The following is a 23,399-nucleotide window of genomic DNA, read 5'->3' on the forward strand; positions in this document are numbered from 1 at the left end:
CGTAGGCGGCAGGGATAATGTGCGGGATCTGCGGACAGATCCGCCTGGCGCCCGGCGCCGCATCGGTCGCCATGCCGGTGGACGGGATGTTGGAGTCACTGACCCACCGGGGGCCCGACGAGCGCGGCGCGTGGGAGGCCGACGGCGTGTCGCTGGCGATGCGCCGCCTTCGGATCATCGACCTCGGGACCGGACAGCAGCCGATGCCCAACGAGGACGGCACGTGCTGGATCGTCTACAACGGCGAAACCTATAATTTCATGGACCTCCGCCGGGAACTCGAAGGCCGCGGACACCGCTTCCGCACGCGCTCCGACACCGAAGCCGTCCTGCATGCGTACGAGGAATGGGGCGCGGACTGTGTGCGGCGGCTGCGCGGCATGTTTGCATTTGCGATCCATGATGGACGGTCGTCCTCATCGCCCGGCCGGCTGTTCCTGGCCCGCGATCGCGTGGGCGAAAAGCCGCTCTACTACTACCGGGACGCCCGGCAGCTCGTCTTCGCATCCGAGATCAGCGCCCTGCTGCTCCACCCTGCGGTCCCGCGCCGGGTGAATCGCCGGATGCTGCCCCTGTATCTGGCCTGCGGATATGTGCCGGCGCCGCACACGATGTTTGAGGACATCCATGAACTTCCCCCAGGCCACACGCTCACCGTGGCGAACGGCGAGGTTTCGGTGGCGGAGTACTGGGATGTCACCTACGCGGCGGACGCCGTCGAACATTCGTCCGTGCGCGACATCGCCGAGCGGGTGCGACACCTTCTCGAAAAGGCCGTGCGAATCCGGCTCATCAGCGAGGTGCCCCTCGGGGCATTTCTCAGCGGGGGAATCGACTCCACCGCGATCGTTGCGCTCATGGCGCGGTTCATGGATCAGCCCGTCAAGACATTCGCCATCGGGTTCGCCGATGATCCTTCGTTCGACGAGCTCGCGTACGCGCGCCTGGCGGCGCGCGCCTACGGCACCGATCATCATGAATTTGTCGTGCGTCCCGATGCCGCCGGTCTCCTCCCTGAGCTCGTCCGGCACTACGGCCAGCCGTTCGGGGACTCGTCGGCGATTCCGATGTATCTGGTGTCCAAGCAAACGCGCGCGCACGTCACGGTGGCGCTCGCCGGCGACGGGGGGGACGAGCTGTTTGCCGGGTACACGCGCTTCGCCGCCGCCCGCGTTGCCGAAGCCTACCGCCGCGCGCCTCATATTCTGCACGCCGCGATCGCGGCGCTACTTGGCGCGCTGCCCGACTCGACCAGGTATGACGGCGTGGTGCGCCGCGTCCGCCGGTTTGTCGAGAGTGCGCCGCTGCCTCTCGTAGAGGGGTACCTAGGATGGGCGGGGGTGTTTCAACGTCCGTTCATTCGAGAGGTGATGCTCGACGCTCCCCAGACCGACGCCCTGGAGCACTTCCAGGCGTTCGTCGCGCGGGTCCGGCAGGCCGATCCGATCGGACGGCTCCTCTACCTGAATACCAAGACGTATCTGCCGGGTGACCTGCTGGTTAAGGCCGACCGGATGAGCATGGCCAATTCCCTGGAGGTGCGGTCCCCGTTCCTCGATACGGAGTTGATCGAGTTCGCCGCACGCATCCCATCGAATCTGAAGCTCAGAGGACTGACCATGAAATACATCCTGAAGCGGTCCGTGAAGGGGATCGTGCCGCGAGAGATCGTCCATCGGAAGAAGCACGGCTTCGGCGTTCCAATCGGCCGGTGGTTCCGGGACGACCTGAGACCGCTCGTTCGCGACACCGTCCTCAGCCGGCGTGCCGCCGAGAGAGGATACTTCCGCCCCGATGTTCTTCGGCGGGTGGTCGAAGAGCACGAGACGGGTCGGAGAGATCACGGCCACCGCCTCTGGACGCTGCTCACGCTGGAAGTATGGCACCAGATGTTCATCGATGAGAGCGCCCGGCCGCGGACGGCCCCCTATTTGGGGGCCGGCTCCCCCGGCGCCGGCTCGTGAACGGACCCGTCCGGCGCCGCGCCGTTATCGTTCGCGTCATCGCCCGCCTGAACGTCGGGGGTCCGGCCATTCATGTGGTGAATCTCACCGCGGGCCTCGACCCTCGGCGCTTCGAGTCCGTGCTGGTATCCGGTAGCGAGAATGCGGGAGAGGGTTCCATGCTGGACTTCGCCCTCGCGCGCGGCGTGCGTCCGGTGATCATCCCCGAGATGGTGGGTGACGCCAGCCTGCGGCCGCGGGATCTCAGAGCGCTCGCGTCTCTCTATCGCGTCATACGCGCCCGGCGGCCGCAGATCGTCCACACCCATACCGCGAAGGCCGGGTTCCTCGGCCGGATCGCGGCGCGCCTGGCCGGCGTGCCCGTCGTCGTGCATACATATCACGGCCACATCCTGCAGGGCTACTACGGACCGATGACGTCGGGGCTGTTGCGCCGGATGGAGCAGGCGCTCGCGCTCATGACGGATCAGATCGTCGCGGTGAGCGAGCGGGTGAAGCAAGATCTGGTCGACTACGGGATCGCTCCGCCCCGGAAAATCGCCGTGATCCCCCTGGGGTTCGACCTCCGGCCGTTTGCCGAGTGCGCCGCCTACCGGGGAGCGTTCCGGCGGGAACTGGGCCTCCCGGAGCGGGCCCGGCTGGTCACGATCGTCGGCCGAATCTTCCCGATCAAGAACCACCGGCTCTTCCTGCAGGCCGCCGCCCTCATCGCCGCCGCCGACCCGGAGGTGCACTTCGCGGTTGTCGGCGACGGCGCGCTCCGCGCGGCGACGGAGGAATACGCGCGGACTCTCGGCATCGCGTGCCGTGTCAGCTTCACGGGATGGCGCCGTGACCTCCCTCAGATCTACGCAGACACGGACGTGCTCGCGGTGTCCTCAACCAACGAAGGGACGCCGGTTTCGGCGATCGAGGCCATGGCCGCCGGGCGCCCGGTTGTCGCGACGCGCGTGGGCGGGTTGCCGGATCTCATTGCCGACGGGACGACCGGCTTCTTGGTGCCGCCGGGTGATGCCGGCTCCCTCGCCGCCGCGATCCTTCGTATACTCCGGGATCCGGACACGGCCGGGCGGGTTGGGAACGCCGCCCGCGCCGTCGCGCAGGCACGATTCCCGGTGGAGCGCCTTCTATCGGACGTGGAGGGTCTTTACGCGCGACTTCTTGCGCGCAAAGAAGGTGCGTTGGTTACGTCTACGGAATAGCACCACCCATGCCAGACCCGTTTGGCCCTACGGGACAGACGGGCCGGGTAGGGTGTTGCCATTCGCAAGGGGGAGGGACCGGTTGCGGGCTCTGATCACAGGGGGCGCCGGATTTATCGGGTCGCACCTGGCTGAAACACTCATTGAGCGCGGGTTCAATGTCATTGCACTCCAGCATGGGTGCAAGGTCGTCATCGCCTCGACTTCGGAAGTGTACGCAAGCTCGAAGGCCCTTGATGGGTACCTGGCCCGCGCGTACCATGCGGAGAAGGGTCTCCCGGTTGTCGTCGGCTGCTTCTTCAAAGCCCAGGATTCGAAGACATCCGGTACCGCGTCCCGGACATCACGAAATTGCGGAAGACGATCGGGTACCGGCCCACGAAGACGCTCGACGAAATCTTGGCGGCAATGATCGCACACGGCGAGGTGCGGCGGGAGGCGGGCGCCGATGGCCGTTGAGGAGATCAGCACCCAGGCGCGGGAGACGCTCGAGTCGCGCATCCGGACGCGGGAGGCCCTCATCGGGATCGTCGGCCTCGGATATGTCGGCCTTCCGTTGGCCGTAGAGTTTGCGCGGGCCGGAATGCGCGTGGTGGGCATCGACGTGGACGACCATCGTGTCGCCGAGATCGGCGCCGGACGCTCGTACATCCCGGACGTCTCGAGCGCGGTGCTCCAGGACTTGGTCAAGCGCGGCAGTCTGCGTGCGACCGTCGAATTTCCGATGCTGGCCGAGGCCGACGCCGTCGTCATCTGCGTCCAGACGCCGTTCACGGCGGCAAAGGAGCCGGATCTGCGGTTCGTGGTGGCCGCGCTCGGCGAGGTGGCGAACCGCCTGCATCCCGGGGAACTGGTGGTGCTGCAGAGCACGACGTACCCCGGAACGACCGAGGAGGTGGCGCTGCCGCTGCTTGCCGCCTCCGGGCTGCGCGTCGGCGAAGATTACTTTCTCGCCTTTTCCCCCGAGCGCGTCGACCCCGGCAACACACGATTCTCCACGCGAGATATCCCGAAGGTCGTGGGCGGGATCACTCCGGCATGCGCCGCGGCCGCGCAACTGCTGTTTGAGCAAGTCGTCACCCGCGTCTATCGTGTCTCGTCGGCACGGGTGGCGGAGCTGACCAAGCTTCTCGAGAACGTGTTCCGGAGCGTGAACATCGCGCTGGTGAACGAACTGACGCTGCTCTGCGATCGGATGGGCGTGGACGTCTGGGAGGTGATCGGCGCGGCGGCGACCAAGCCGTTCGGGTTCATGCCCTTCTATCCCGGCCCCGGGGTCGGCGGCCACTGCATTCCCGTCGATCCATACTACCTCTCGTCCAAGGCAAAGGAATACGATTTCAATACGCGGTTCATCGTTCTGGCCGCCGAGATCAACGAAAACATGCCGTACTACGTCGCCGATCGTGTCACGGAAGCGATCAACGTGCATGCGCGGAAGAGCATCTCGTCCGCCGGCATTCTCGGGTTGGGCGTAGCATACAAGGCCGGCATAGGGGACGTCCGGAAGTCGCCGGCGGTAAAGGTCCTGGAGCGGCTGGGCCGGCGGGGTGCGTCGATTGCCTATCACGATCCGTATGTCGCCCGGATCCGCATTCACGGTCAAGACTATGCGTCCGTGCCGCTCACGGCGGAGGAGATCGGGCGCGCGGACTGCGTGTTGATTCTTACCGATCATCCCGGCATCGATTACGGGTGGGTGGTGAAGCACGCATCGCTCGTATTCGATACCCGGAATGCGACCAAGTCCGTCGGGGCGCCGGCGGCGAACGTTCTCAAGCTCTGAGATGCTCGGCCTGCCGAGCCTGGTGGCTCACACCATCGCGGCCTTCGCCCTCGCCGTGGGGCTCGCGGTGCTGTTCACCGTCGGCCTGCGGCGGTGGCTGACCGGTATCGGCTGGGTGGACGTGCCCCGTGCCGATCGATGGCACCGGAGTCCGGTCCCACGGCCGGGCGGCCCCGCGATCGTTGCGGCGATCGCCGTGAGCATGACTGTCTTCTTGCCGCGGCCGTTGAGTCACCAGTTCTGGGGACTCGTCGCCGGCGCCGCGTTCGTGTTTGCCGTCGGCCTCGTCGATGACCTCGTCGATTTGCCAAACCAGCTCAAGCTGACGCTGCTCATCATCGGCGCAACGGTTCCGCTCTTCTGGGGGCTCTCGTTCGCGGTATTCCCGGCCCCGATCGGCGTTCTGCTGGCGATGCTCTGGATGCTCGGGATGACGAACGCGGTGAACTGGCTGGACAACATGGACGGTCTCGCGTCGGGCGTCGCGGCGATTGCCGCCGGCGCGATGGTCGTGCTGGCCCTGGCCCAGTCCGACGCGGCCGGCAGCGCCGCGGCGGCCTCGGTCGCCGGCGCCTGCGTCGGTTTCCTGTTCTTCAACTTCAGTCCGGCCCGAATCTTCATGGGCGACTCGGGAAGCGGCTTCCTTGGTTTCACACTCGCCGCGCTCGCGCTGGCGGGCAGGCCGCGTCTTGTCACGCACACGTTCCTCGGCTTCATTGTCCCGGTCATGATCTTGAGCATTCCGATTTTCGACACCGCGATCGTCACGGTTACTCGATTCCTCGGCGGCCGTCGTCTGTTTCAAGGTGGACGCGACCATCCGTCGCACCGGCTCGTCGTCTTGGGGCTCTCCGAGCGTCAGGCCGTCCTGTATCTCTACGGGCTGAGCCTGATGTCCACCGCGGCGGCGTTCGTCACGTCGCAGCTGGGACTCTGGACCGGCCTGGCTCTCGCCGGGCTATTGGCGTGCGGCTTTGTCGCACTAGGCGTGGTGGTCACACAGGTGCGCGTCTACCACGACGGCGAGGCGCCTAACGGGATCACGCGGGTGGCCCTCGCCCAGATGATCTATAAGCGTCGAGTCTTCGAAATCTTGCTCGACTTGATTCTGATCTGCGTCGCCTATCTCAGTGCGTACCTGCTCCGGTTTGAAGGCGCGATTCCCGCCGTGTTTGTGCAGCGGATGGGGTTTTCGCTTCCCCTTGTGATTGGTGCGAAGGTGGGCTGTCTTTACATCGCGGGCGTGTATCGTGGAGACTGGCGCTACGTAGGTCTGCTGGATCTCTGGTCGCTGGCGAAGGCGTCCGCCATGGGATCTGCCGCCGCGGTCGCCGGGCTTTTCGTCTGGACCGGCCTGGTGGGATACTCTCGCGCCGTGTTTGTCATCGATTGGATCGTCGCGTTCGGGTTGCTTGCGAGCATGCGCGTTTCGATCCGCCTGTTGAAAGAGCACTTTGCGATGCAGCGGCGCGGCGGGCGGCGCGTGCTCATCTTCGGTGCCGGGCAAGGCGGCGTGCAGGTGCTCGAAGAACTTCGGGATAATCCGGCGCGCACCTACCAGCCGGTGGGGTTTGTCGATGATGATCCGGTCAAGCAGGGCCGGGTCATCCGGGGGCTCCCCGTGCTGGGCGATCGTCACGCGATTCCATCGCTGGTCAACGCGTACCGTGTCGAGGAAGTGCTGTTCGCCGTGCCGTCCGCGGCCGGCCTTGAGGCCGAACGCGTGTCCCTCATCTGCAGCGAGGCTGGCGTGCCGTGTCGCGTCGCGCGTCTGTCATTCACGCATCTGCTCGAGGGACAGTAGCGGCGCCGCGGACGAACGCCGTCACCGCATCAATAACCCGGGACACGTCGTCGTCCGACAGGCCGCAGTGCAGCGGCAGCGTCAGGATCTCCCGAAACGCGCGTTCCGTGTTGGGGAGCGCCACCCCGTCGGTACGGTAGAACGGCTGGAGATGATTGGGGATGTAGTTGATGCCGCCCTCGATCTCCCGGTCCCTCAGATAGGCGAGGAGATCGTCGCGGCGCCCGTCTTCGACGCGAACGACGTAGATGTGCGGCGTCACGGTCCGGTAATCGATGGGCAGGGTGGTCAGGCCGGACAGATCCGAGAACGCGGCGTCGTACCGCTCGCAGATCTGGCGGCGCCGGGCGGCGAACGTATCGAGCTTTCGAAGCTGCGCGAGGCCGATCGCCGCGTTGATCGTGCTCATATGATACCGGTACCCCTGGGTGTGGACTTCGTACGCCCAGCCGCGCTTCGCGGCGAGCCCCGGCACGTCGCGGTCGATGCCTACGGCCCGCTTTGTGCGGATGGTCTTGGCCAGCACGTCCTCCCGGCAGACGATGGCGCCCCCCTCACCACACGTGATGTTCTTGATCGAATCGAAGCTGAAGCACGCGACGTCGCCGAAGCCCCCGATTTTCTTGCCTTTGTACAGCGATCCAAACGCGTGGGCCGCGTCCTCCACGACGCGGATGCCCTTTCGTCGTCCCAGGTCGTGGAGCCCGTCGAGGTCGCAGGGGTTGCCCGCGTAATGCACCGGCATGATGACCCGTGTGCGCGACGTGATTCGCCGTTCGACGTCTGCGAGATCGATGAGGAGGGTATGGGAATGCACGTCGCAGGGGATGGGCGTCGCCCCCGTGGCCGAAATCGCCTGGAAGGCGCCGACGAACGTCAAGGAAGGGAGGATGACCTCATCGCCAGGCCCCAGCCCCAGCGATGCGAGCGCCAGGTGGAGAGCGGACGTGCCGGAGTTCACGGCCAGCACGTGTTCGGCGCCGAGATATGCGCGCAACGCCTGCTCGAACTCGGCGACGAGCGATGACATTCCGAAATAGCCGTAGGCCATCGCCTGCTCTACACGCTCCAACTCTTCCGCGCCCAACGTTCCCTTTGAGACCTTGATCACGAGGTTGTTCTCCTCTTGACGAAGACGCCGGTTGCCCGCCCCCTGCCTCGCCGCGACGCGCGCGGCGGAGAGGGACGTTCGGAGCCTTTGGGTTCGCGTCATCATCCGGGTTCTCCTCGCCGGTGGTGCGCGGGCGCGTTCGGCGGCCGCCCGGCTAGCAGGTCCGTCCGGCCGGCACCCGAACTTACCCTGGTTGGATTGGGGGGTGCTGCCGGACAGGTGGAGCGGGGTTGATGGACGGGGGCGCAGGTTACAGAATCAAAAGGGGAGTCGCGGACGTGTTCAAGTACGTCGTCCGATCGCTGCAGGGCGCCGTCCTGGCCCCCGCCGGCCGTCACCGGACGCGACTCCAGATCGAACTCTCGGAGGACATGGTGCCGGTCGTCGAGGTCGCGCTCGACGGGGCGTCGAGTGCGACCATTCGCTTCTTCTGCCCGAGCGCCACCGCGCTCTGGCGTGCGGAGACCCTGCTCTCCAAGGAGCCCGACACCATCGAGTGGATCGACGGCTTCGGTCCCGAAGACGTGTTGTGGGACATCGGCGCGAACCTCGGAGTCTACTCTCTGTATGCGGCGAAACGGGCGCGGGCCCGTGTGCTCGCATTCGAGCCGTCCGCGGGCAACTACTGGCTGTTGAATAAGAACATCTACCTGAATCGCCTCGACGGCCTGGTGACCGCGTACTGCCTCGCCCTGAGCCGGCAGACATCGCTCGGGACGTTCAACATGCCCGACACCGATCTGGGAGGCGCGCTCTATGCGTTCGGGGACGTCGAGGGGACCATTCGCTCCCCCGATGATACGGTTCGCAAGGTGGTGTTCCACCAGGGAGGCGTCGGGTTTTCCATCGACGAATTCGCGAAGAAATTCTGTCCGCCCCGTCCCACGCGCGTGAAGATCGACGTCGACGGCGGCGAGAGCGACATCCTCAGGGGCGGGTTGGAGACGCTTTCCGCTCAGCGCATGCAATCGATCTCTGTCGAACTCGACGAGTCCTCGCCGGCCCACGTGCAGGCGGCGACGGAGGTCCTCGCGACGTGCGGGTTGCGGCTGCAGCGGAAGACGCAGGCCCGTACGGCCGATGAGGCGAGCAGGTACATCTTCAACTATCTGTTCGTTCGGTGACGCTCCGGACACGCGCGGGTGAACGGGTCCGGCGCGTACGGTGGGAGTGCGTATGAACCTCGGTGTTGTGGGCACGGGCTACGTCGGCCTGGTGACCGCCGCCTGTCTCGCCGATCTCGGGCACGGGGTGATCGGCGTCGATCGTGATGCGGCGCGGATCGCGCATCTCGGGCAGGATCGCGTGCCCTTCTTCGAGTCCGGCCTCGAGGATTTGGTGCGCCGGGGGCGGCGGTCGGGGCGGTTGCGTTTCACCACCGACATTGCCGAGGCGGTCGAGGATGCGGAGGTCATTTTTATCACCGTGGGAACGCCCTCCCGGCAGGACGGCACGGCCGACCTGATCGAGGTTTCGACCGTGGCCGAAGCGATCGCCGGCGCATTGTCCGAGTACCGGCTGATCGTGGAAAAGAGCACGGTTCCGATCAGGACCGGCGAGCGGATCCGAGACCAGATCCAGTTGCTGACGAAGGGCGCGGTGCCGTTTGACGTGGCGTGCAACCCCGAATTTCTCCGCGAGGGATCGGCGGTCCACGATTTCATGCACCCGGACCGCGTCGTCCTCGGGGTGACGAACGAGCGCAGCGAGCGGCTGCTGCGGGAAGTCTACGCGCCCCTGGATGCTCCGATGCTGGTCACCGATCTGACGACGGCGGAGATGATCAAGCACGCGAGCAACGCGTTTCTCGCGCTCAAGATTTCCTACATCAACGCCATTGCCAACATCTGCGAGCGCGTCGGCGCCGACGTCCGGCAGGTCGCCGACGGGATGGGCTACGATCGCCGGATCGGGCGGGCATTTCTCGACGCGGGCGTCGGGTACGGGGGGTCCTGCTTCCCCAAGGACGTGGCGGCATTCATCCAGATTGCGAGAGAGGTCGGCTACGACTTCCGCCTGCTGGACGAGGTCGCGCGCGTCAACGAAGGCCAGCGGGAGGCACTGCTGCGCCATCTTCGGGACGCGCTGTGGGTCCTGCGCAACCGGACGATCGGCGTCCTGGGACTGGCCTACAAAGCGAACACGGACGACGTTCGCGACGCCCCGGCCGTCGCGATCGTTGAGGCGCTTCTCAAGGAAGGCGCCGTTGTTCGTGCCTACGATCCGGCCGCGGAAGCGAACGCCCGCAGGATCTTGCCGGACATTACGTACTGTCCCGACCCGTATGAGGCGGCGAGAGACAGCGACGCGGTCGTCGTGCTCACTGAATGGGATGAGTTTCGCGCGCTGGACCTTGCCCGGTTACGGGATCTCATGCGCCGTCCGGTGCTGATTGACGGACGCAATATCCTTGATCCGGAGGCGGTCCGCGCGCTCGGTTTCCATTACGCGGGCATGGGCCGCTGAGGGCGGTCCGCGCCGCGGGGACGACCGTGCCGCCGGGGCCAACGTAAGATGTGCGGGATATGCGGGGTCTGGAGCGCAACTCCGGGCGAGGCCGATGTGCTCCGGACGCTCACTGCGCGCATGACCGCGGCGCTCACGCACCGCGGCCCTGACGACGAAGGGGTGTGGGTCGACGAGGCCGGCCGGGTCGGCCTCGGCAACCGCCGCCTCGCGATCATCGATCTTTCGCCCGCCGGGCATCAGCCCATGGCGGATGCGAGCGGCGCCGTTGTCCTCACCTACAACGGCGAAATCTACAATTTCCCGGACCTTCGCCGGGAACTCCTCGCCTCGGGGTATTCGTTCCGCGGGCACTCTGATACCGAAGCCATCCTCGCGTTGTACCTGCGTGAAGGCGTCGAGATGTGCCGCCGTCTGCGGGGGATGTTTGCGCTGGCGATCTGGGATGGCCGGTCTCAGGAGCTGGTACTGGCGCGGGATCGATTCGGCATCAAGCCGCTCTACTACGCCGAGGCCGGCGGCCGGTGGCTCTTCGCATCGGAACTGCGGGCCCTCAGGGCTTATGGTGCGTTGACGACGCGTGTCAATCCGGCGGCGCTCGCGGCGTTCTTGCGCCTCGGCTCCGTCCCCGGCCCGATGACGGTCTTTGAAGGCGTGCAGGAACTGCCGCCCGCGACGGTGCTCGTCGTCAACGGAGCGGGGCGCGGCACGCAGCGCCGCTATTGGGAAATCCCGGCGCCGGAGACGGCGCAGAAAGAGACCGACGCCACGACCGCGGAGCTGCGCGCGCGGCTGGGTGACGCCGTCGCCCGGCACCTGATCAGCGACGTGCCGCTCGGCGTCTTTCTGAGCGGGGGCGTCGATTCCGGCGCAATCGTCGCGATGATGCGGGAGGCGGGCCACACGCGGATCCGCACGTTCTCGATTGCCTTTCCGGAATGGAAGCTGGACGAAGGGCCCGGCGCCGCGCGCCTCGCCGCGCGCTACGGCACCGATCACACCGCGTCCGAGGTCCGGGGCGCGGATGTGGCGGCGGACCTGGATCGGGTGATCGCCGCGATGGACCAGCCGACGATCGACGGCCTCAACACCTACTACGTGTCTCGCGTCACCCGGGAGTCCGGGACGATCGTGGCGCTGTCCGGACTCGGCGGCGACGAACTGTTCTGCGGGTACCCCTCGTTCCGGCAGGCGCCCCGGCTGCTCGCTTGGCAGCAGGCCGCCGCGCGGTTCGGGCCGGCCCGGCCGGTCCTGGCCGCCGCGCTCGCCGCCCTGCCGTCTTCGCGGTCCGCCAAGTTGCGGGAGGGTCTGATGGAGGCGGCGACGATCCAGACGGCCTACCTCACCGTGCGCGGTCTCTTCAGCCGCGGCGAGGTGTCGGATCTGCTGGCGCCCGGACCGTGCCGGGATGCCGCGCGCGACTTGAACGCCGCGGCGGCCCTGGGCGCGCTCGCGCCGTCCCTGCCCGAGGACCCGGTGGCCGCGACCGGGATGCTGGAGCTGCGTGGATACATGCACAATCAGCTGCTGCGGGATACCGACGCGATGAGCATGGCGCACAGTCTCGAGGTCCGGGTGCCGTTTCTCGATCACCCGCTCGTCGAGTTTGCGGCCGCGCTGCCGGACCGCCTGCGCGCGAACGGTCATCCTCCGAAGTGGCTTCTCCTTCGTGCCCTCGGCGACCGGCTGCCCCCGGAAGCCGGGCAGACGAAGCGCGGCTTCACGTTCCCGATGGGCGAGTGGCTCCGAGGGCCGCTGCGGCCGCGCGTCGACGAGGCGCTGCGGGGGGGCGCCGGAATCCTCCGCCCGGACGCGGCGGCGGTTCTGCGGGCAAGGGTGGAAGCCGGGCGGGCACACTGGTCGCGTCTTTGGGCGCTCGTTGTGCTCGTTCTCTGGCTCCGCACGGCCGACACGGCTTTGGGCTGTGGAGGTGCGGTGTGACCGCTGACCCACCGTACGCGCGGATCGCTCGTAACGATTGCTACGCACGGGTCCCGGCGGCCGGCGACGCCGCCCGGGTAAGGTGCCGCGCTGCCTCGACGATCTCGCGGAGCCGATCGCGGTAGGTGTGTCCGCCGGTGGTCACGCGGACGTAACCGGCCTGGCCGATCCGCCGCCGGATCTCGTCGTGCGCCAGGTAGTATCGGATCTTGTCGAGCAGCTCCTCGGATGAGCTGAAGAACGCCGCCTCCTTATCCTCGCGGAAGACGGCCAGATGCTCCTCGGTTCGCTCCGCCAGCATGAACGCGCCACACGCCGGGATCTCAAAGCTGCGCATCGCGTGCCCGTCCCGGTTGGCCCGGCGCACCAGGCAGAGACCGATTTTGGCGCCGCCGAGAGCCAGGCGGTACTCTCGTCCCACGGCGAATCCCCGCGCATAGGGGCGGTATCGGGGATCCCGGTTCCAGTAGCCCCCATACAGCGCGATCGACACGCCGGGCGCGCCGAGCAGCGGCTCGAGGTCCCGCAGGCGATCCCTGTCGGCCCCGCCGAGGAGGGCGACGTCACTCCCGAAGCGCCGGATCTCGTCGGCGGTCGCGGGGTGCTCCGGAAAATGTACCGACGGCTTGTAGCCGAACATCGTGTGAATGACCGCCGAACATCCTGCCTTGGTGACGTCCTCCATAATCGCCCGCTTCGTGCAGGCGTACAGGTCGTAGGCCGGGATGCCGGCGACGAGATCGGGCGTCCTGTTGGCCCTGTTGAACGGGTCGTCCGTCGCATAGTTGATGAGCGTGGCCCCCGTCGCTTTCTTGATCCGCCGGAGCGTTGAAGGCATAATATAGGCGCCCTTGACCGCCACGACGAGATCCGGGCGGACGCGGAGGGCCTCGGCGAGCAATGCCCGATTGTACTGCCACCACGTCAACGGCCGGCGGTGGAGCACGCGGTAGCCGACCTTGTGCAGCAGGGACGTCTCGAGCGGCCGGAGATAGGGGGCCTCGTCGAAGAAGGACGTCTCATAGCCCAGTTGTCCCGCCGCATCGACGAAGAATGGGGATACCGGCGCGTAGAGGGTCGTATCGGCGAGCAATATCCGTGTCATATACGCGAACGAAGTTTCGCAGCCTGGGGGAATTGCCCTGTCGAGCGCGGTGACGTCATCCGGGCCGCCGCCGAAGTTTCGGCTGGCGTACCTGGTCTCGCATCCCATCCAGTATCAAGTTCCGCTCCTGCAGCGTCTCGCGGCGCATCCGCAGCTCACCCTGCACGTCTATTATATGAACGATCAGGGCGCGCGTCCGAACCGCGATCCGGAGTTCGGTGTATCGGTCCAGTGGGACATCCCGCTTCTCGAAGGGTATCCCTGGACGCTGCTGCGGAATCGGTCGCCGTGGCCGGGGGGAGAACACCTCTTTGGCTACATTCATCCCTCGATCGCCGGCGTGCTGGCCCGGGAACGGTACGATGCGGTCGTCGTCCACGGATATGCGCATGCCACCGAATGGCTCGGATTTCTGGGCGCCTGGAGGAGCGGTACCCCGATCCTGTTGCGGGGAGAATCCACCCTGCTGGGCCGCCGGGCGCCGTGGGTGGCGGCCGCGAAACGGCTCGCGCTCGGCTCCGTGCTGCGCCGCATCCGCGGCGCGCTTGCGATCGGGATGCTCAACCGTGAATTCTATCGGGCGTACGGCGTTCCCGACGACCGGATCTTCTGGGTCCCGTACGCCGTCGACAACGCCCGGTTCCGCGCCGACGCCGATCGCTGGGGACCTTCCCGGGCCGCGCTGCGGGAGGCGCTCGGCCTGCCCCGCGATCTCCCCGTCGTGCTCTACGCCGGCAAGCTGGTGTCGCGTAAACGCCCGCTCGATCTGCTCGAGGCCTACGCTCGGGTGACGGGTGATCACCCCTCCGCGATGGTGTTTCTCGGGGAGGGAGCGGAGCGTCAGCGCCTCGAGGCCGCCGCGGCGCAGCGGGGGCTGTCCCGGGTGTCGATCACCGGATTCGTGAACCAGGGCGACATCGGGCGGTACTACGCGGCCGCCGATATCCTCGTGCTGCCGAGCGAGCACGAGCCCTGGGGCCTCGTGTTGAACGAAGGGATGTGTTTTGGGTTGCCGCTGATTGCCAGCGACGCCGTGGGCGCAGTACCGGACCTCGTGCGGGCGGGTGAAAACGGCTTCGTCTATCCGGTGGGGGACGTGCCGGCGCTCGCGGACGCGCTTCGGCATCTCCTCGCCGATCCCGCCCGGCGCGCACGCATGGGTGTGCGCTCCCGGGAGATCGTCGCGGCGTACTCGTACGATGCGGACGTCGACGGCATTCTCATGGCACTCCATCGCGTGACCGCCGGTCCGCGTCTTGGGATCGCCTGGTGACGGCGCCCCCGATCCGGCGCGCGCTGCTCGCGGCCGTCTGGCTCAGCGCGACGGGGTACCTGTCGTTCCTCTTGAACTTCGGGCTCAATCTGCTGCTCGCCCGGGTGCTCTTTCCGAAGGACTTCGGGCAGTTCGCCCTCGCCGGATCGCTGGTCGAGATCCTGTCGCTCGCCACGGGGTTCAGTTTTTCGCAGGCGGTCATTCAGATGCAGGACGCGCCGGGGATCGTGGAGACCGCCTACGTGCTGAGCCTGCGGCTGTATTGGGCCCTGATCGTCGGCGGCGCGCTCCTGGTTGCGGCGCTGCGGTGGCATTTCCCCGGCGTGTTCCTGCCGCTGTTCTTCGCGCTGTTCGCCGTCAGGAATCTTAGCGTGATCTCCTACGTCTACTCGGCCACGCTCGAGCGGACGTTTCAATACAATCAGATTTCCCGGGTGCGCCTCGCGTCGGCGATCGTGTCGATCGTGGTTGCGCTCGTGCTGGCGCGGCTGGGTGCCGGCGTCTGGAGCCTGTTGGGGCGGGAACTCGCGTTGTCGCTGATCACGCTGGCCGGCGTCCGGATCGCGAGCGGCTGGCGGTACCGAGGCGGGTACAACGTCGAGACGGCCCGCGCGGTCTGGCGGTTCGGCTGGCAGATGTTCGTGACCCGCGCGCTGGAGACGATCTGGTACCGGGGCGATACCGCGCTCCTCGGGATCCTGGCCGGCACGCTGACGCTGGGGTATTACGACCGCGGGCGGTTTCTTGCCGAGTTCGGGCACTACGTGGTCTCGTTCGCCGCCGTCCAGGTGGCGTTTCCGGTCTACGCCAGTCTTGCGGGGCGGCGGGAGGCGCTGACCTACGCGTATCGTCTCTCCCACGGCCTGCTCGTCCGGCTGATGCTGCCGGCACTTATCTGGCTCGCGCTCTTCCCGCGCGAGCTCGTGGGACTGCTCTACGGCGCCGGCGTGCGCTGGACCGAGACGGCCGCGATCCTCCCCTGGCTGGCCGCATTCGGCTTTGTCTTTCCGATCGCCGAGAACATCAAAGTGCTGCTCACCGGGATCGGACGGCTGCGGGACGCGATGTGGATGCGCTTCGTCCAGGCCGCGGTGGCGCTCCCGCTCCTGGTGCCGGCCATCAAGATCGCCGGGCCCTACGGAGCAGGGACCGTCATGTTTGTGAGCGAGGTGGCCGGGTTGTTCGTCGGTTATCGGGCCCTGCGCCGGGAGGTCACCAACCTGTATCTGGACGGGTACTGGCGGCCCGCCGTGGCGGCCCTCGTGGCCGGCGGCAGCGTGGCCGTGCTGCGGGCGTTCCACCTGCTGCCGTGGGTCGGGAGGGCCGGATACGCGGCCAACCTCGCCGCGGCGGGCGGGATCTACCTCGTCTGTCTCTTCCTGATCGACCGGTCGCAGCTTCAGGAGCACCTGTGGGCGCTGCTCGCGGGGTTGCGCGGGGAGCGGCCCGCGGCGTTCGCCGCCGTGCCGAACGGCGTCGTGTCCGCGCCGGCGGCCGGGCCGATCGCCGACGGGCAGGGGAAACCGGTGCTCACGATCGGCGACGACGCCCCTTGAAGGTCACGGTCTCCGTCGGCGGGACGTTTCATGCGTTCCGGCTCGCCGAGCAGCTTCACGCGCGAGGTCTGCTGCACCGGTTGGTGACGACCCATCGTCCACGGCGCGGCGAGCAGATTCCGCCGGATCGTCTCCTCGCCAATCCGTGGCCCGAGGTCCTGATGCGCGGACCTCGAATGTTGGGTCTGCCGTGGCGCGCGGGCGCCTACCTCAAAGCCGTCGCGTTCGACCGATGGGCGGCCCGGCACGCCGACGGGTGTGACGTGTGGGTGGGATTCGCCGAGTTCTCGCTGCTCGCGCAGCGGGCCGCGCGCGCGGCCGGCGCCCGCACCGTCCTCGAGCGCGGTTCGACGCACATCCTCACCCAGCAGGCACTCATCGCGGAGGAATACCGGCGCTGGAAGTGTCCGGCGCCTCCCGCCGACCGCCGGCTGGTCGACCGGCAACTGCGAGAATACGAGGAGGCGCAGTACATCGCCGTCCCGAGCCGGTTTGCCGCCGAGAGTTTCCTCGACCGCGGCGTCGGCGCCGACCGGCTGCTGCGGATTCCCTCCGGCGTCGACGGCCGTCTCTTCTCACCCGGCCTGCCCCCCGGCGGGGGTCCGCCCCCGCTCCCCGGCGGGGGTCCGTTTCGGATCGTGACGGCGGGGCTGAGCCTCCGCAAAGGCACCCCGTACCTGCTCGAGGCGGCGGCGCGGTTGGGGATCGGTTCGCGCGGCGGCCCCCGTCTGTCGCGGGGCGGGCCCGAGATCGAACTGTGCCTGGCCGGCGCCGTCGCGCCCGATCTTGCGCCGATCCTTCGCGGCACCCCAGTACCGGCGCGCCGTCTCGGCGCGCTCTCGCACGCGGATCTTGCCGACCTGTACCGCCGTGCGTCGGTGTTCGTCTTGCCGTCGGTGGAAGAGGGCATGGCGTTGTCGGTTCTCGAAGCCATGGCGAGCGGACTTCCCGTCGTGGTGACGCCGAACACCGGGGCCGCGGACCTCATCGCGCACGGACGGGAAGGGCTGGTCGTCCCCGCCCGGGACCCCGAGGCGCTGGCGCGGGCGATGCTGGAATTGTACGAAGATGAACCGAAGCGCCGCGCGATGGGAGAGGCGGCCGCTGAGACGGCCCGGCGATGGACGTGGGAAGCGTACGGAGATCGGGTCGTGGACGCGTACACGCGGATTGTCCAGCGGGCCAGAGACCCCCAGGACGCCGATGTGGCCGGACGCGCCTGACATGGGCCGCGGCATGCGCGTGCTGCTGATCACGCCGCACTATCCTCCGGAGATCCGGAGCGTCTCCGTCTTGATGTCGCAGCTCGCTGAAGATCTCGCCGCGCGCGGACACGCGGCCACGGTGCTGGCGCCGTACCCGCCCGCCAATATGGACGCGGCGACCGCCCGCGCCGTGCCTCAGGAAGAGCGCGGCGGCGTGCGCGTGATTCGCGTGCCCGTGCTCCCGTTCGTCAAAGTGGCCCGCGCGGTGCGGGCCGTCACACACTTCACGCTGGCGGCCTCCATGGTGTGGGCCGGCCTGCGGGCCGGCCGCCAGGAGGCGGTGATCGTGTACTCGCCGCCGCTGCCGCTGGCGCTGGCGGCGGAGGTCCTCGCGCGGCGGTGGCGCGTCCCGCTCATCGTGAACGTGCAGGATCTCTATCCACAGGCGCTCATCGACCTCGGGCTCGTCCGGAATCCGATCGTACTGGCGGTTCTCCGGTGGCTGGAGCAGCGCGCGTACCGGCACTCCTCGGCCCTGACGGTGCACTCCCAAGGCAACCGGCGGGCGCTGATCGGCCGCGGGATTCCTCCGGCCAAGGTCCTGCTCGTACCGAACTGGGTCGACGGGGCGCCGGTGGCCGGGGGGCCGAACCCGTACCGCGCCGATCTCGCGCTGGGTGACCGGGTCGTGGTCCTCTTCGCCGGCGTCATGGGATACGCGCAGGACATGTCGGTGATCGTGGAGGCCGCCTCCCTCCTGCGGGACGCTCCCACCATCGTCTTCTTGCTGGCCGGCGACGGCGTCCGCCGCGGCGAGGCCGAGGCCGCGGTGAAGGCGCGCGGTCTCGTCAACGTGCGCTTCCTGCCGTTCCAGCCGATCGACCGTTATCCGTTGTTGGTGGCCGCCGCCGACTGCTGCCTCGTCACACTTCAGTCGGCGGTCGCGACGCCGGTCGTGCCCTCTAAGATCGCCGGCATCCTGGCCCAGGCCAGGCCGATTGCGGCCGCCCTGCCGGCCGGCGACGCCCGCGACATCGTCGAACAGTCCGGCGGCGGTCTCTGCGTCGCGCCGGGAGACGCGTCTGCGCTGGCGGAGGCGATCCGGCGCCTGGCGGGAGATCCGGTCGCCCGGCGCGCGATGGGCGAGGCGGGGCGGCGGTACGCCGAGGCGCACTTTTCCCGGACCACCGCGACCGGGCAGTATGCCGCGCTGCTCGAGCGGCTCGGCACGTCCCGGGCAGGAATGTCTGCCGAACCGGCCAACTCTCCTAAGTCATGATGAGAGCACTCCAGTGACGCCGGTCGACCTGGCCGGGAGAGGCGCGGGCACGCGGGTCGCCGAGACGCCGGCCGGTCCGCCCGACGACGCGCCGGTTGTGACGCGGGGATACCGACTCAAGTGGCCGCTCGAGGCCGCGCTCGCGCTCATCGGGCTGCTCCTGCTGCTGCCGGTCTGCGTCGTCGTCGCGCTGGCGATCTGGCTCGACGATCGCGGCCCGATCGTCATTCACCAGACTCGGGTCGGGCGCGGCGGCGTGCCATTCGGCGTGATCAAGTTCCGCACGATGCATCCCGTCGTCCACCTGGACGTCCACCGGCAGGCGACCGGGATCGACAACCGCATCACGCGGGTCGGCCGCATCCTCCGGGCCACGGCGCTTGATGAAATCCCCCAGCTGCTTAATGTGCTACGCGGGGAGATGAGCTTCGTGGGACCGCGCGCGCTGCTCCCGCAGGAGATCGAAGTCGATCCGCGCTCACGATATCACCGCATCGAGGACGTGCCCAATTACCACGTCCGCGTCTCGGTGACCCCGGGGTTGACCGGGCTCGCGCAGGTCTTTGCGCCGCGGGACATCAGCCGTCAGAAAAAGTTCAAGTACGACGCGCTGTACGTGCGGCGCATGAGCCTATGGCTCGACCTGCGGCTGATCGTGCTGTCGATCGCGATCAGCCTCACGGGCCGCTGGCCGCGGCGGGGGAGGCACGCATGGCAGCGGAAGAACGGTTGAACGAGGCAGCCGCCGCCTCCGGCCGGCCCGGAGGGCAGCATCAGGTCGAAGAGCAGCTCGCTGTTCTCGAGAGGATCCGTGCTCTGCGCGATCGCATCGCGCGCCGCGTCGGAGGGACGGCGGACGTCATCGAAGCGCTGGACCGCTCTCGACAGGAACATCCGTAAAGTGGGACGCGACAGTGGCGGAGCGAAGCCGGGACTGGTTTGAGCAAGCCAAGCGGGACCTGGAAAGCGCCCGCTGGCAGGCCCAGGGCGGGTTTCACGAATGGAGTTGCTTCATCTGCCAACAGGCCGCCGAGACGGCGATCAAGGCCCTCTACCACAAGTTCGGGGGTGAGGCCTGGGGTCACTCGGTGGCGCAGCTTCTCGAAGGGCTCAAAGACCGGCAATCGGTTCCCGATGACCTGACTGCCTGCGGCCGGTTGCTGGATCGATTCTACATCCCGGCGCGCTACCCGAACGGCTGGGATACCGGCAGTCCAAAGGACTACTTCACGTCGGAGGACGCGGACCGTGCCCTCGGTTGTGCGGAAGTTATCCTACGGTTCTGTCAAGGTCTTCTGGCTGGACCGGGCTGAAGCGCTCCGGCGGCTTGAGGACGCCGCCAAAGCTCTGCTCGCCGCCCGTCCGGACGTCGTGGCCGTTTATGTGTTCGGGTCATTGCCAGAAGGGCGTGCAGTGCCGGGGAGCGACGCCGACGTGCTCTTGCTCCTGCGGGAAACCTCCCAGCGTTTCATCGACAGGCCACTCGAGTTCGCGCCATTCTTCGCCCAGTTGGGATTGCCGGTGGACGTATTCTGCTACACGGCCGATGAGGCGGCACGGAATCCTTTCGCTCGTCGGGCACGGGAGCGGGGGATCGTTTTGGCGCAGCGAGCGTCCGCCCCGTTGTCGCCACCCGAAGCATGAGCGGCTCTCAGCCCGCGGCGGCCCGCGGTCCCGAGACCGAGATGGCCCCGCGCACCGGCCCCGTCCCACTCGGCGTCGTCATCCTGACCCGAAACGAGGAAGACAACCTGCCGCACGCGCTGGCGAGCGTTCTGGGATGGGCGGCGGAGGTTTGGGTGGTGGACTCCCACAGTACCGACCGCACGGCCGACCTGGCGCGCGAGGCGGGCGCCCGGGTGGTCGCCCACGAGTTCACCGGCTACGCCGCGCAGCGCACGTGGGCTCTTCGGTCGCTGCCCCTCGCATCGGAATGGACCCTCTTTCTCGACGCCGACGAGGCCGTGACGCCCGAGCTTCGGACGGAACTCGGCGGCGTGCTCGCCTCACCCCCCGCGGGGGTGGCGGGGTTCCAGGTCAAGCGCCGGTTCGTCTTTCTCGGCCGCTGGCTGCGCCACGGCGGGTACTATCCGGTCTGGCTGCTGCGGATTGTCCGGCATCGTCTCGCCCGCTGGGAAGAGCGGGGCGTGGACGAGCACCTCATCGTCGAGGGGCCCACGGCGCGCCTGCGGAGCGACCTGCTGCACGAGGATCGGCGGCCCCTCCGGCGGTGGATCGAGCGCCATACCCGCTATGCGGAGATCATCGCGGGCGACCTGGTGCGCCAGACCCGGGGTGAATTGCCCGCGCGGTGGCGCAGCCCGAATCAGGCGGAACGCACGCGCTGGTGGTACGAGCGCGTGTACCGGCGGATGCCGGTCGGCCTTAGAGCCCTGGTGTACTTTCTCTACCGGTATGTCGTGCGGGGCGGGTTCCTTGACGGTCCCGAGGGGTTCATCTACCATTCCCTGCAGGCCTTTTGGTACCGGCTGCTCATCGATGCCCTGGTGCTGGAAGCGCGCCTCGGAGGCCGTCCCGGATCATGAAGCAGGTCGTACTGAGCCCACGCAGCGGGACCCTCGAAGTGTCCGATGTCCCGGCCCCGCAGGTCCGGCGGGGGACGGTCCTCGTGCGCAACGCGGCGTCGGTGGTGAGTGCCGGGACCGAGCGCCTCGTCATCGAGCTCGCGGAGAAGAACCTGCTCGGCAAGGCGCGGGCCCGGCCCGATCTCGTCCGCGAGGCGCTCAACAAAGTGCGGCGGGATGGGCTGTGGACCACCGTGCGTGAAGCATTCCTGCGCCTCGATCGGCCGTTCCCGCTCGGGTACAGCTGCAGCGGTGTCGTCGCGGACGTCGGTGACGGGGTGACCGGCCTGCATCCGGGCGATCGCGTGGCCTGCACCGGCGCCGGCTTCGCCCTGCACGCGGAGATGGTCGCAGTCCCGGAGGAGCTGTGCGTCCCGCTGCCGCCGGAGGTGTCGTGGGAGGCGGGCGCATTTGTGATGCTCGGCGGCATCGCCCTCCACGGCGTCCGCCGGGCCGGCGTCGCGCGCGGAGACGTGGCGGCGGTGATCGGGCTCGGGCTCCTCGGCCAGTTGACGGTCCAACTGCTCAAGGCTGCCGGGTGCCGGGTCGTGGGGCAGGACATTGCCCCCTCGCGCGCGGCGGTCGCCCGAGCGCTCGGGGCCGACGCGGCGGTCACGACCCCCGACGATGCCCGGGCCGCGCTCGTCCGGCAGTCCGCCGGCGCCGGGGCGCGCGCCGTCATCATCACAGCTGCGACCTCGAGCAACGCGCCTGTCGAGCTGGCCGCCAAGCTGGCAGGCGCGGGCGGGACCGTGGTCATGGTGGGTGTGACGGGGATGCACATTCCGCGCCGCCCGTACTGGCAGAAGGAACTCTCGTTCTTGCTCTCGCGGTCGGCGCTTCCACAAGACAACGTCGACTTCATCGCGTCGGTCGCCGCGAACCGCGTCCGCGTCGAGCCGCTGATTACGCATCGGTTCCCAGTTGAGCGCGCGGAGGATGCCTACACGTTGATCCGCGGCCGCGGGCGCGAGCCCCATTTGGGGATCGTGCTGGCGTATCCTGCGCGCGAGGCGGGAGGCGCGCGGACGCAGATCCTTCGGCCCGTCGCGCCGTCGGCAGCGGCTGCACCGCCGGCCGGAGCGGCGGCGCCCATCGCGGTCGGGGTGATCGGTGCGGGGTTGTTCGCCCAGACGGTCCTGCTGCCGGCGTTGCGGCGGCTGCCCGGCATTCGGTTGCGGACGGTGGCCACCCAGAGCGGGTTGTCTGCCCGGCACGCGGGCGACCGGCTGGGTTTCGAGCGGTGCACGACCGACGTCCGGGAAGTGCTGGACGATCCCGGCATCCAGGCCGTCGTCATTGCGACGCGCCACGACCTCCACGCGGCGCTGGCCGCCGACGCGTTGCGCGGCGGGAAGCACGTCTTCGTGGAAAAACCGCTCGCCCTGACCGCCGAGCAGACCCGCGCGGTGCTCGCGGCGCACGCGGCGTCATCCCGCGTGCTCGTGGTCGGGTTCAACCGCCGGTATTCTCCGCTCGCCCGCACACTCCACGAGTTCCTGGCCGGCGAGCGTCCGCTGACGTTGACGTATCGGGTGAACGCCGGTCCGGTCCCGTCCGACCATTGGGTCTACGATGCCGATGAAGGCGGCGGGCGGTGGCTCGGGGAGGCGGGGCACTTCATCGATCTGCTGCAGTACCTCACCGGGGCCGATCCGGTCGAGGTCGTCGCCCGGGCAAGCGTCTCTCCGGGCGAGCCGAGCCTGTCGGGCGACGCGCGGCGCACGCCCGCGGCCAGAACCACCATGGTGGCCACGCTGACGTTCGACGACGGTTCGGCCGGATCGGTCGTCTATGCGGATGGCGCCGACCGCGCCGAGTCGCGAGAGCGTCTCGAGGTGTTCGGCGCGGGGCTGGCCGCGACGCTGGAGGACTTCCGCCGGCTCACCCTGGTCCGCGGCGGACGCGTGCGGCGCCTCCGGCGGCGGGAGACGGCGAGGGGGCACGAAGAAGAGTTGCGGGCGTGGATCGCCGCGGTGCGGGGTCGGAGCGCGCCGCCGGTGAGTGCGAGGGCCTACGCGGCCAACACCCTGTGTTGCCTGGCCGCGCTCGACTCCGCGCGGGACGGACGGCCCGTCCCAGTCGACGTCGCGTCCGTCATGCCGACGTCCAGTTAACGACG

The 23,399-nt window shown here is 68.3% G+C and carries 18 protein-coding genes and 1 pseudogene; 17 read left to right on the plus strand and 2 right to left on the minus strand.

Annotated elements, in window-relative coordinates:
* Window positions 1-17 precede the first annotated feature (17 nt).
* The 5 genes and pseudogenes from asnB (VGZ23_10550) to VGZ23_10570 all read left to right on the plus strand — a co-directional run bounded on the left by asnB (VGZ23_10550) (window position 18) and on the right by VGZ23_10570 (window position 6,756).
* The gene (asnB, locus tag VGZ23_10550; GenBank protein ID HEV2358033.1) at window positions 18-1,964 is read left to right on the plus strand and encodes an asparagine synthase (glutamine-hydrolyzing); all 1,947 of its coding nucleotides are present in this window, start codon (window positions 18-20) and stop codon (window positions 1,962-1,964) included.
* Window positions 1,961-3,166 carry a glycosyltransferase family 4 protein gene (locus VGZ23_10555; protein ID HEV2358034.1) on the plus strand — a complete coding sequence of 402 codons (1,206 nt, stop codon included), beginning with the start codon at window positions 1,961-1,963 and terminating at the stop codon, window positions 3,164-3,166. The genes asnB (VGZ23_10550) and VGZ23_10555 overlap by 4 nt, the downstream gene beginning before the upstream one ends.
* A gap of 82 nt (window positions 3,167-3,248) precedes the next feature.
* Window positions 3,249-3,344, plus strand: a pseudogene (locus VGZ23_10560) (GDP-mannose 4,6-dehydratase).
* Window positions 3,345-3,614: 270 nt separating this feature from the next.
* Complete coding sequence (locus VGZ23_10565; GenBank protein HEV2358035.1) at window positions 3,615-4,952, plus strand: nucleotide sugar dehydrogenase; 1,338 nt, start codon at window positions 3,615-3,617, stop codon at window positions 4,950-4,952.
* Between the two features lies 1 nt (window position 4,953).
* Window positions 4,954-6,756 carry a hypothetical protein gene (locus tag VGZ23_10570; protein ID HEV2358036.1) on the plus strand — a complete coding sequence of 601 codons (1,803 nt, stop codon included), beginning with the start codon at window positions 4,954-4,956 and terminating at the stop codon, window positions 6,754-6,756.
* On the opposite strand, the gene VGZ23_10575 is transcribed toward VGZ23_10570, so the two are convergent.
* Window positions 6,731-7,867, minus strand: coding sequence for a DegT/DnrJ/EryC1/StrS family aminotransferase (locus VGZ23_10575; protein ID HEV2358037.1), 1,137 nt, complete (start codon window positions 7,865-7,867; stop codon window positions 6,731-6,733). The genes VGZ23_10570 and VGZ23_10575 overlap by 26 nt on opposite strands.
* 278 nt (window positions 7,868-8,145) lie before the next feature.
* Between VGZ23_10575 and VGZ23_10580 the strand changes: the two genes are divergently transcribed.
* The 3 genes from VGZ23_10580 to asnB (VGZ23_10590) are packed head-to-tail and all read left to right on the plus strand — an operon-like array spanning window position 8,146 to window position 12,274.
* Window positions 8,146-8,991 carry an FkbM family methyltransferase gene (locus VGZ23_10580; protein ID HEV2358038.1) on the plus strand — a complete coding sequence of 282 codons (846 nt, stop codon included), beginning with the start codon at window positions 8,146-8,148 and terminating at the stop codon, window positions 8,989-8,991.
* A 52-nt stretch (window positions 8,992-9,043) separates the two neighbouring features.
* Entirely contained in the window at window positions 9,044-10,333 is a 1,290-nt protein-coding gene (locus VGZ23_10585) for a UDP-glucose/GDP-mannose dehydrogenase family protein (protein HEV2358039.1), read from the plus strand.
* 48 nt (window positions 10,334-10,381) lie between these two features.
* Complete coding sequence (gene asnB / locus VGZ23_10590; GenBank protein ID HEV2358040.1) at window positions 10,382-12,274, plus strand: asparagine synthase (glutamine-hydrolyzing); 1,893 nt, start codon at window positions 10,382-10,384, stop codon at window positions 12,272-12,274.
* Window positions 12,275-12,314: 40 nt separating this feature from the next.
* On the opposite strand, the gene VGZ23_10595 is transcribed toward asnB (VGZ23_10590), so the two are convergent.
* Window positions 12,315-13,379 (minus strand): glycosyltransferase, encoded by a 1,065-nt coding sequence (locus VGZ23_10595; GenBank protein HEV2358041.1) that lies wholly within the window; start codon window positions 13,377-13,379, stop codon window positions 12,315-12,317.
* 49 nt (window positions 13,380-13,428) lie between these two features.
* Here VGZ23_10595 and VGZ23_10600 point away from each other — a divergent pair, with 49 nt between their 5' ends.
* From VGZ23_10600 to VGZ23_10640, 9 genes are all read left to right on the plus strand, one after another.
* Complete coding sequence (locus VGZ23_10600; GenBank protein HEV2358042.1) at window positions 13,429-14,652, plus strand: glycosyltransferase family 4 protein; 1,224 nt, start codon at window positions 13,429-13,431, stop codon at window positions 14,650-14,652.
* Complete coding sequence (locus VGZ23_10605) at window positions 14,649-16,208, plus strand: oligosaccharide flippase family protein (protein ID HEV2358043.1); 1,560 nt, start codon at window positions 14,649-14,651, stop codon at window positions 16,206-16,208. The genes VGZ23_10600 and VGZ23_10605 overlap by 4 nt, the downstream gene beginning before the upstream one ends.
* Window positions 16,205-17,431, plus strand: coding sequence for a glycosyltransferase family 4 protein (locus VGZ23_10610; protein ID HEV2358044.1), 1,227 nt, complete (start codon window positions 16,205-16,207; stop codon window positions 17,429-17,431). The genes VGZ23_10605 and VGZ23_10610 overlap by 4 nt, the downstream gene beginning before the upstream one ends.
* 1 nt (window position 17,432) lies before the next feature.
* The gene (locus VGZ23_10615) at window positions 17,433-18,692 is read left to right on the plus strand and encodes a glycosyltransferase family 4 protein (protein HEV2358045.1); all 1,260 of its coding nucleotides are present in this window, start codon (window positions 17,433-17,435) and stop codon (window positions 18,690-18,692) included.
* A gap of 13 nt (window positions 18,693-18,705) precedes the next feature.
* The gene (locus VGZ23_10620; protein ID HEV2358046.1) at window positions 18,706-19,425 is read left to right on the plus strand and encodes a sugar transferase; all 720 of its coding nucleotides are present in this window, start codon (window positions 18,706-18,708) and stop codon (window positions 19,423-19,425) included.
* Between the two features lie 181 nt (window positions 19,426-19,606).
* Window positions 19,607-20,005, plus strand: a complete 399-nt coding sequence (locus VGZ23_10625) for a HEPN domain-containing protein (GenBank protein HEV2358047.1) — start codon at window positions 19,607-19,609, stop codon at window positions 20,003-20,005.
* On the plus strand, window positions 19,953-20,336 hold the full coding sequence (locus VGZ23_10630) for a nucleotidyltransferase domain-containing protein (GenBank protein ID HEV2358048.1): 384 nt from the start codon (window positions 19,953-19,955) through the stop codon (window positions 20,334-20,336). Before VGZ23_10625 ends, VGZ23_10630 begins: the two co-directional genes overlap by 53 nt.
* A gap of 41 nt (window positions 20,337-20,377) precedes the next feature.
* Complete coding sequence (locus VGZ23_10635) at window positions 20,378-21,238, plus strand: glycosyltransferase family 2 protein (protein HEV2358049.1); 861 nt, start codon at window positions 20,378-20,380, stop codon at window positions 21,236-21,238.
* Window positions 21,235-23,394, plus strand: a complete 2,160-nt coding sequence (locus VGZ23_10640; protein HEV2358050.1) for a bi-domain-containing oxidoreductase — start codon at window positions 21,235-21,237, stop codon at window positions 23,392-23,394. The genes VGZ23_10635 and VGZ23_10640 overlap by 4 nt, the downstream gene beginning before the upstream one ends.
* Window positions 23,395-23,399 lie beyond the last annotated feature (5 nt).

Source organism: bacterium, assembly GCA_035945995.1.
In the GTDB taxonomy this organism is placed as follows: Bacteria; Sysuimicrobiota; Sysuimicrobiia; order Sysuimicrobiales; family Segetimicrobiaceae; genus DASSJF01.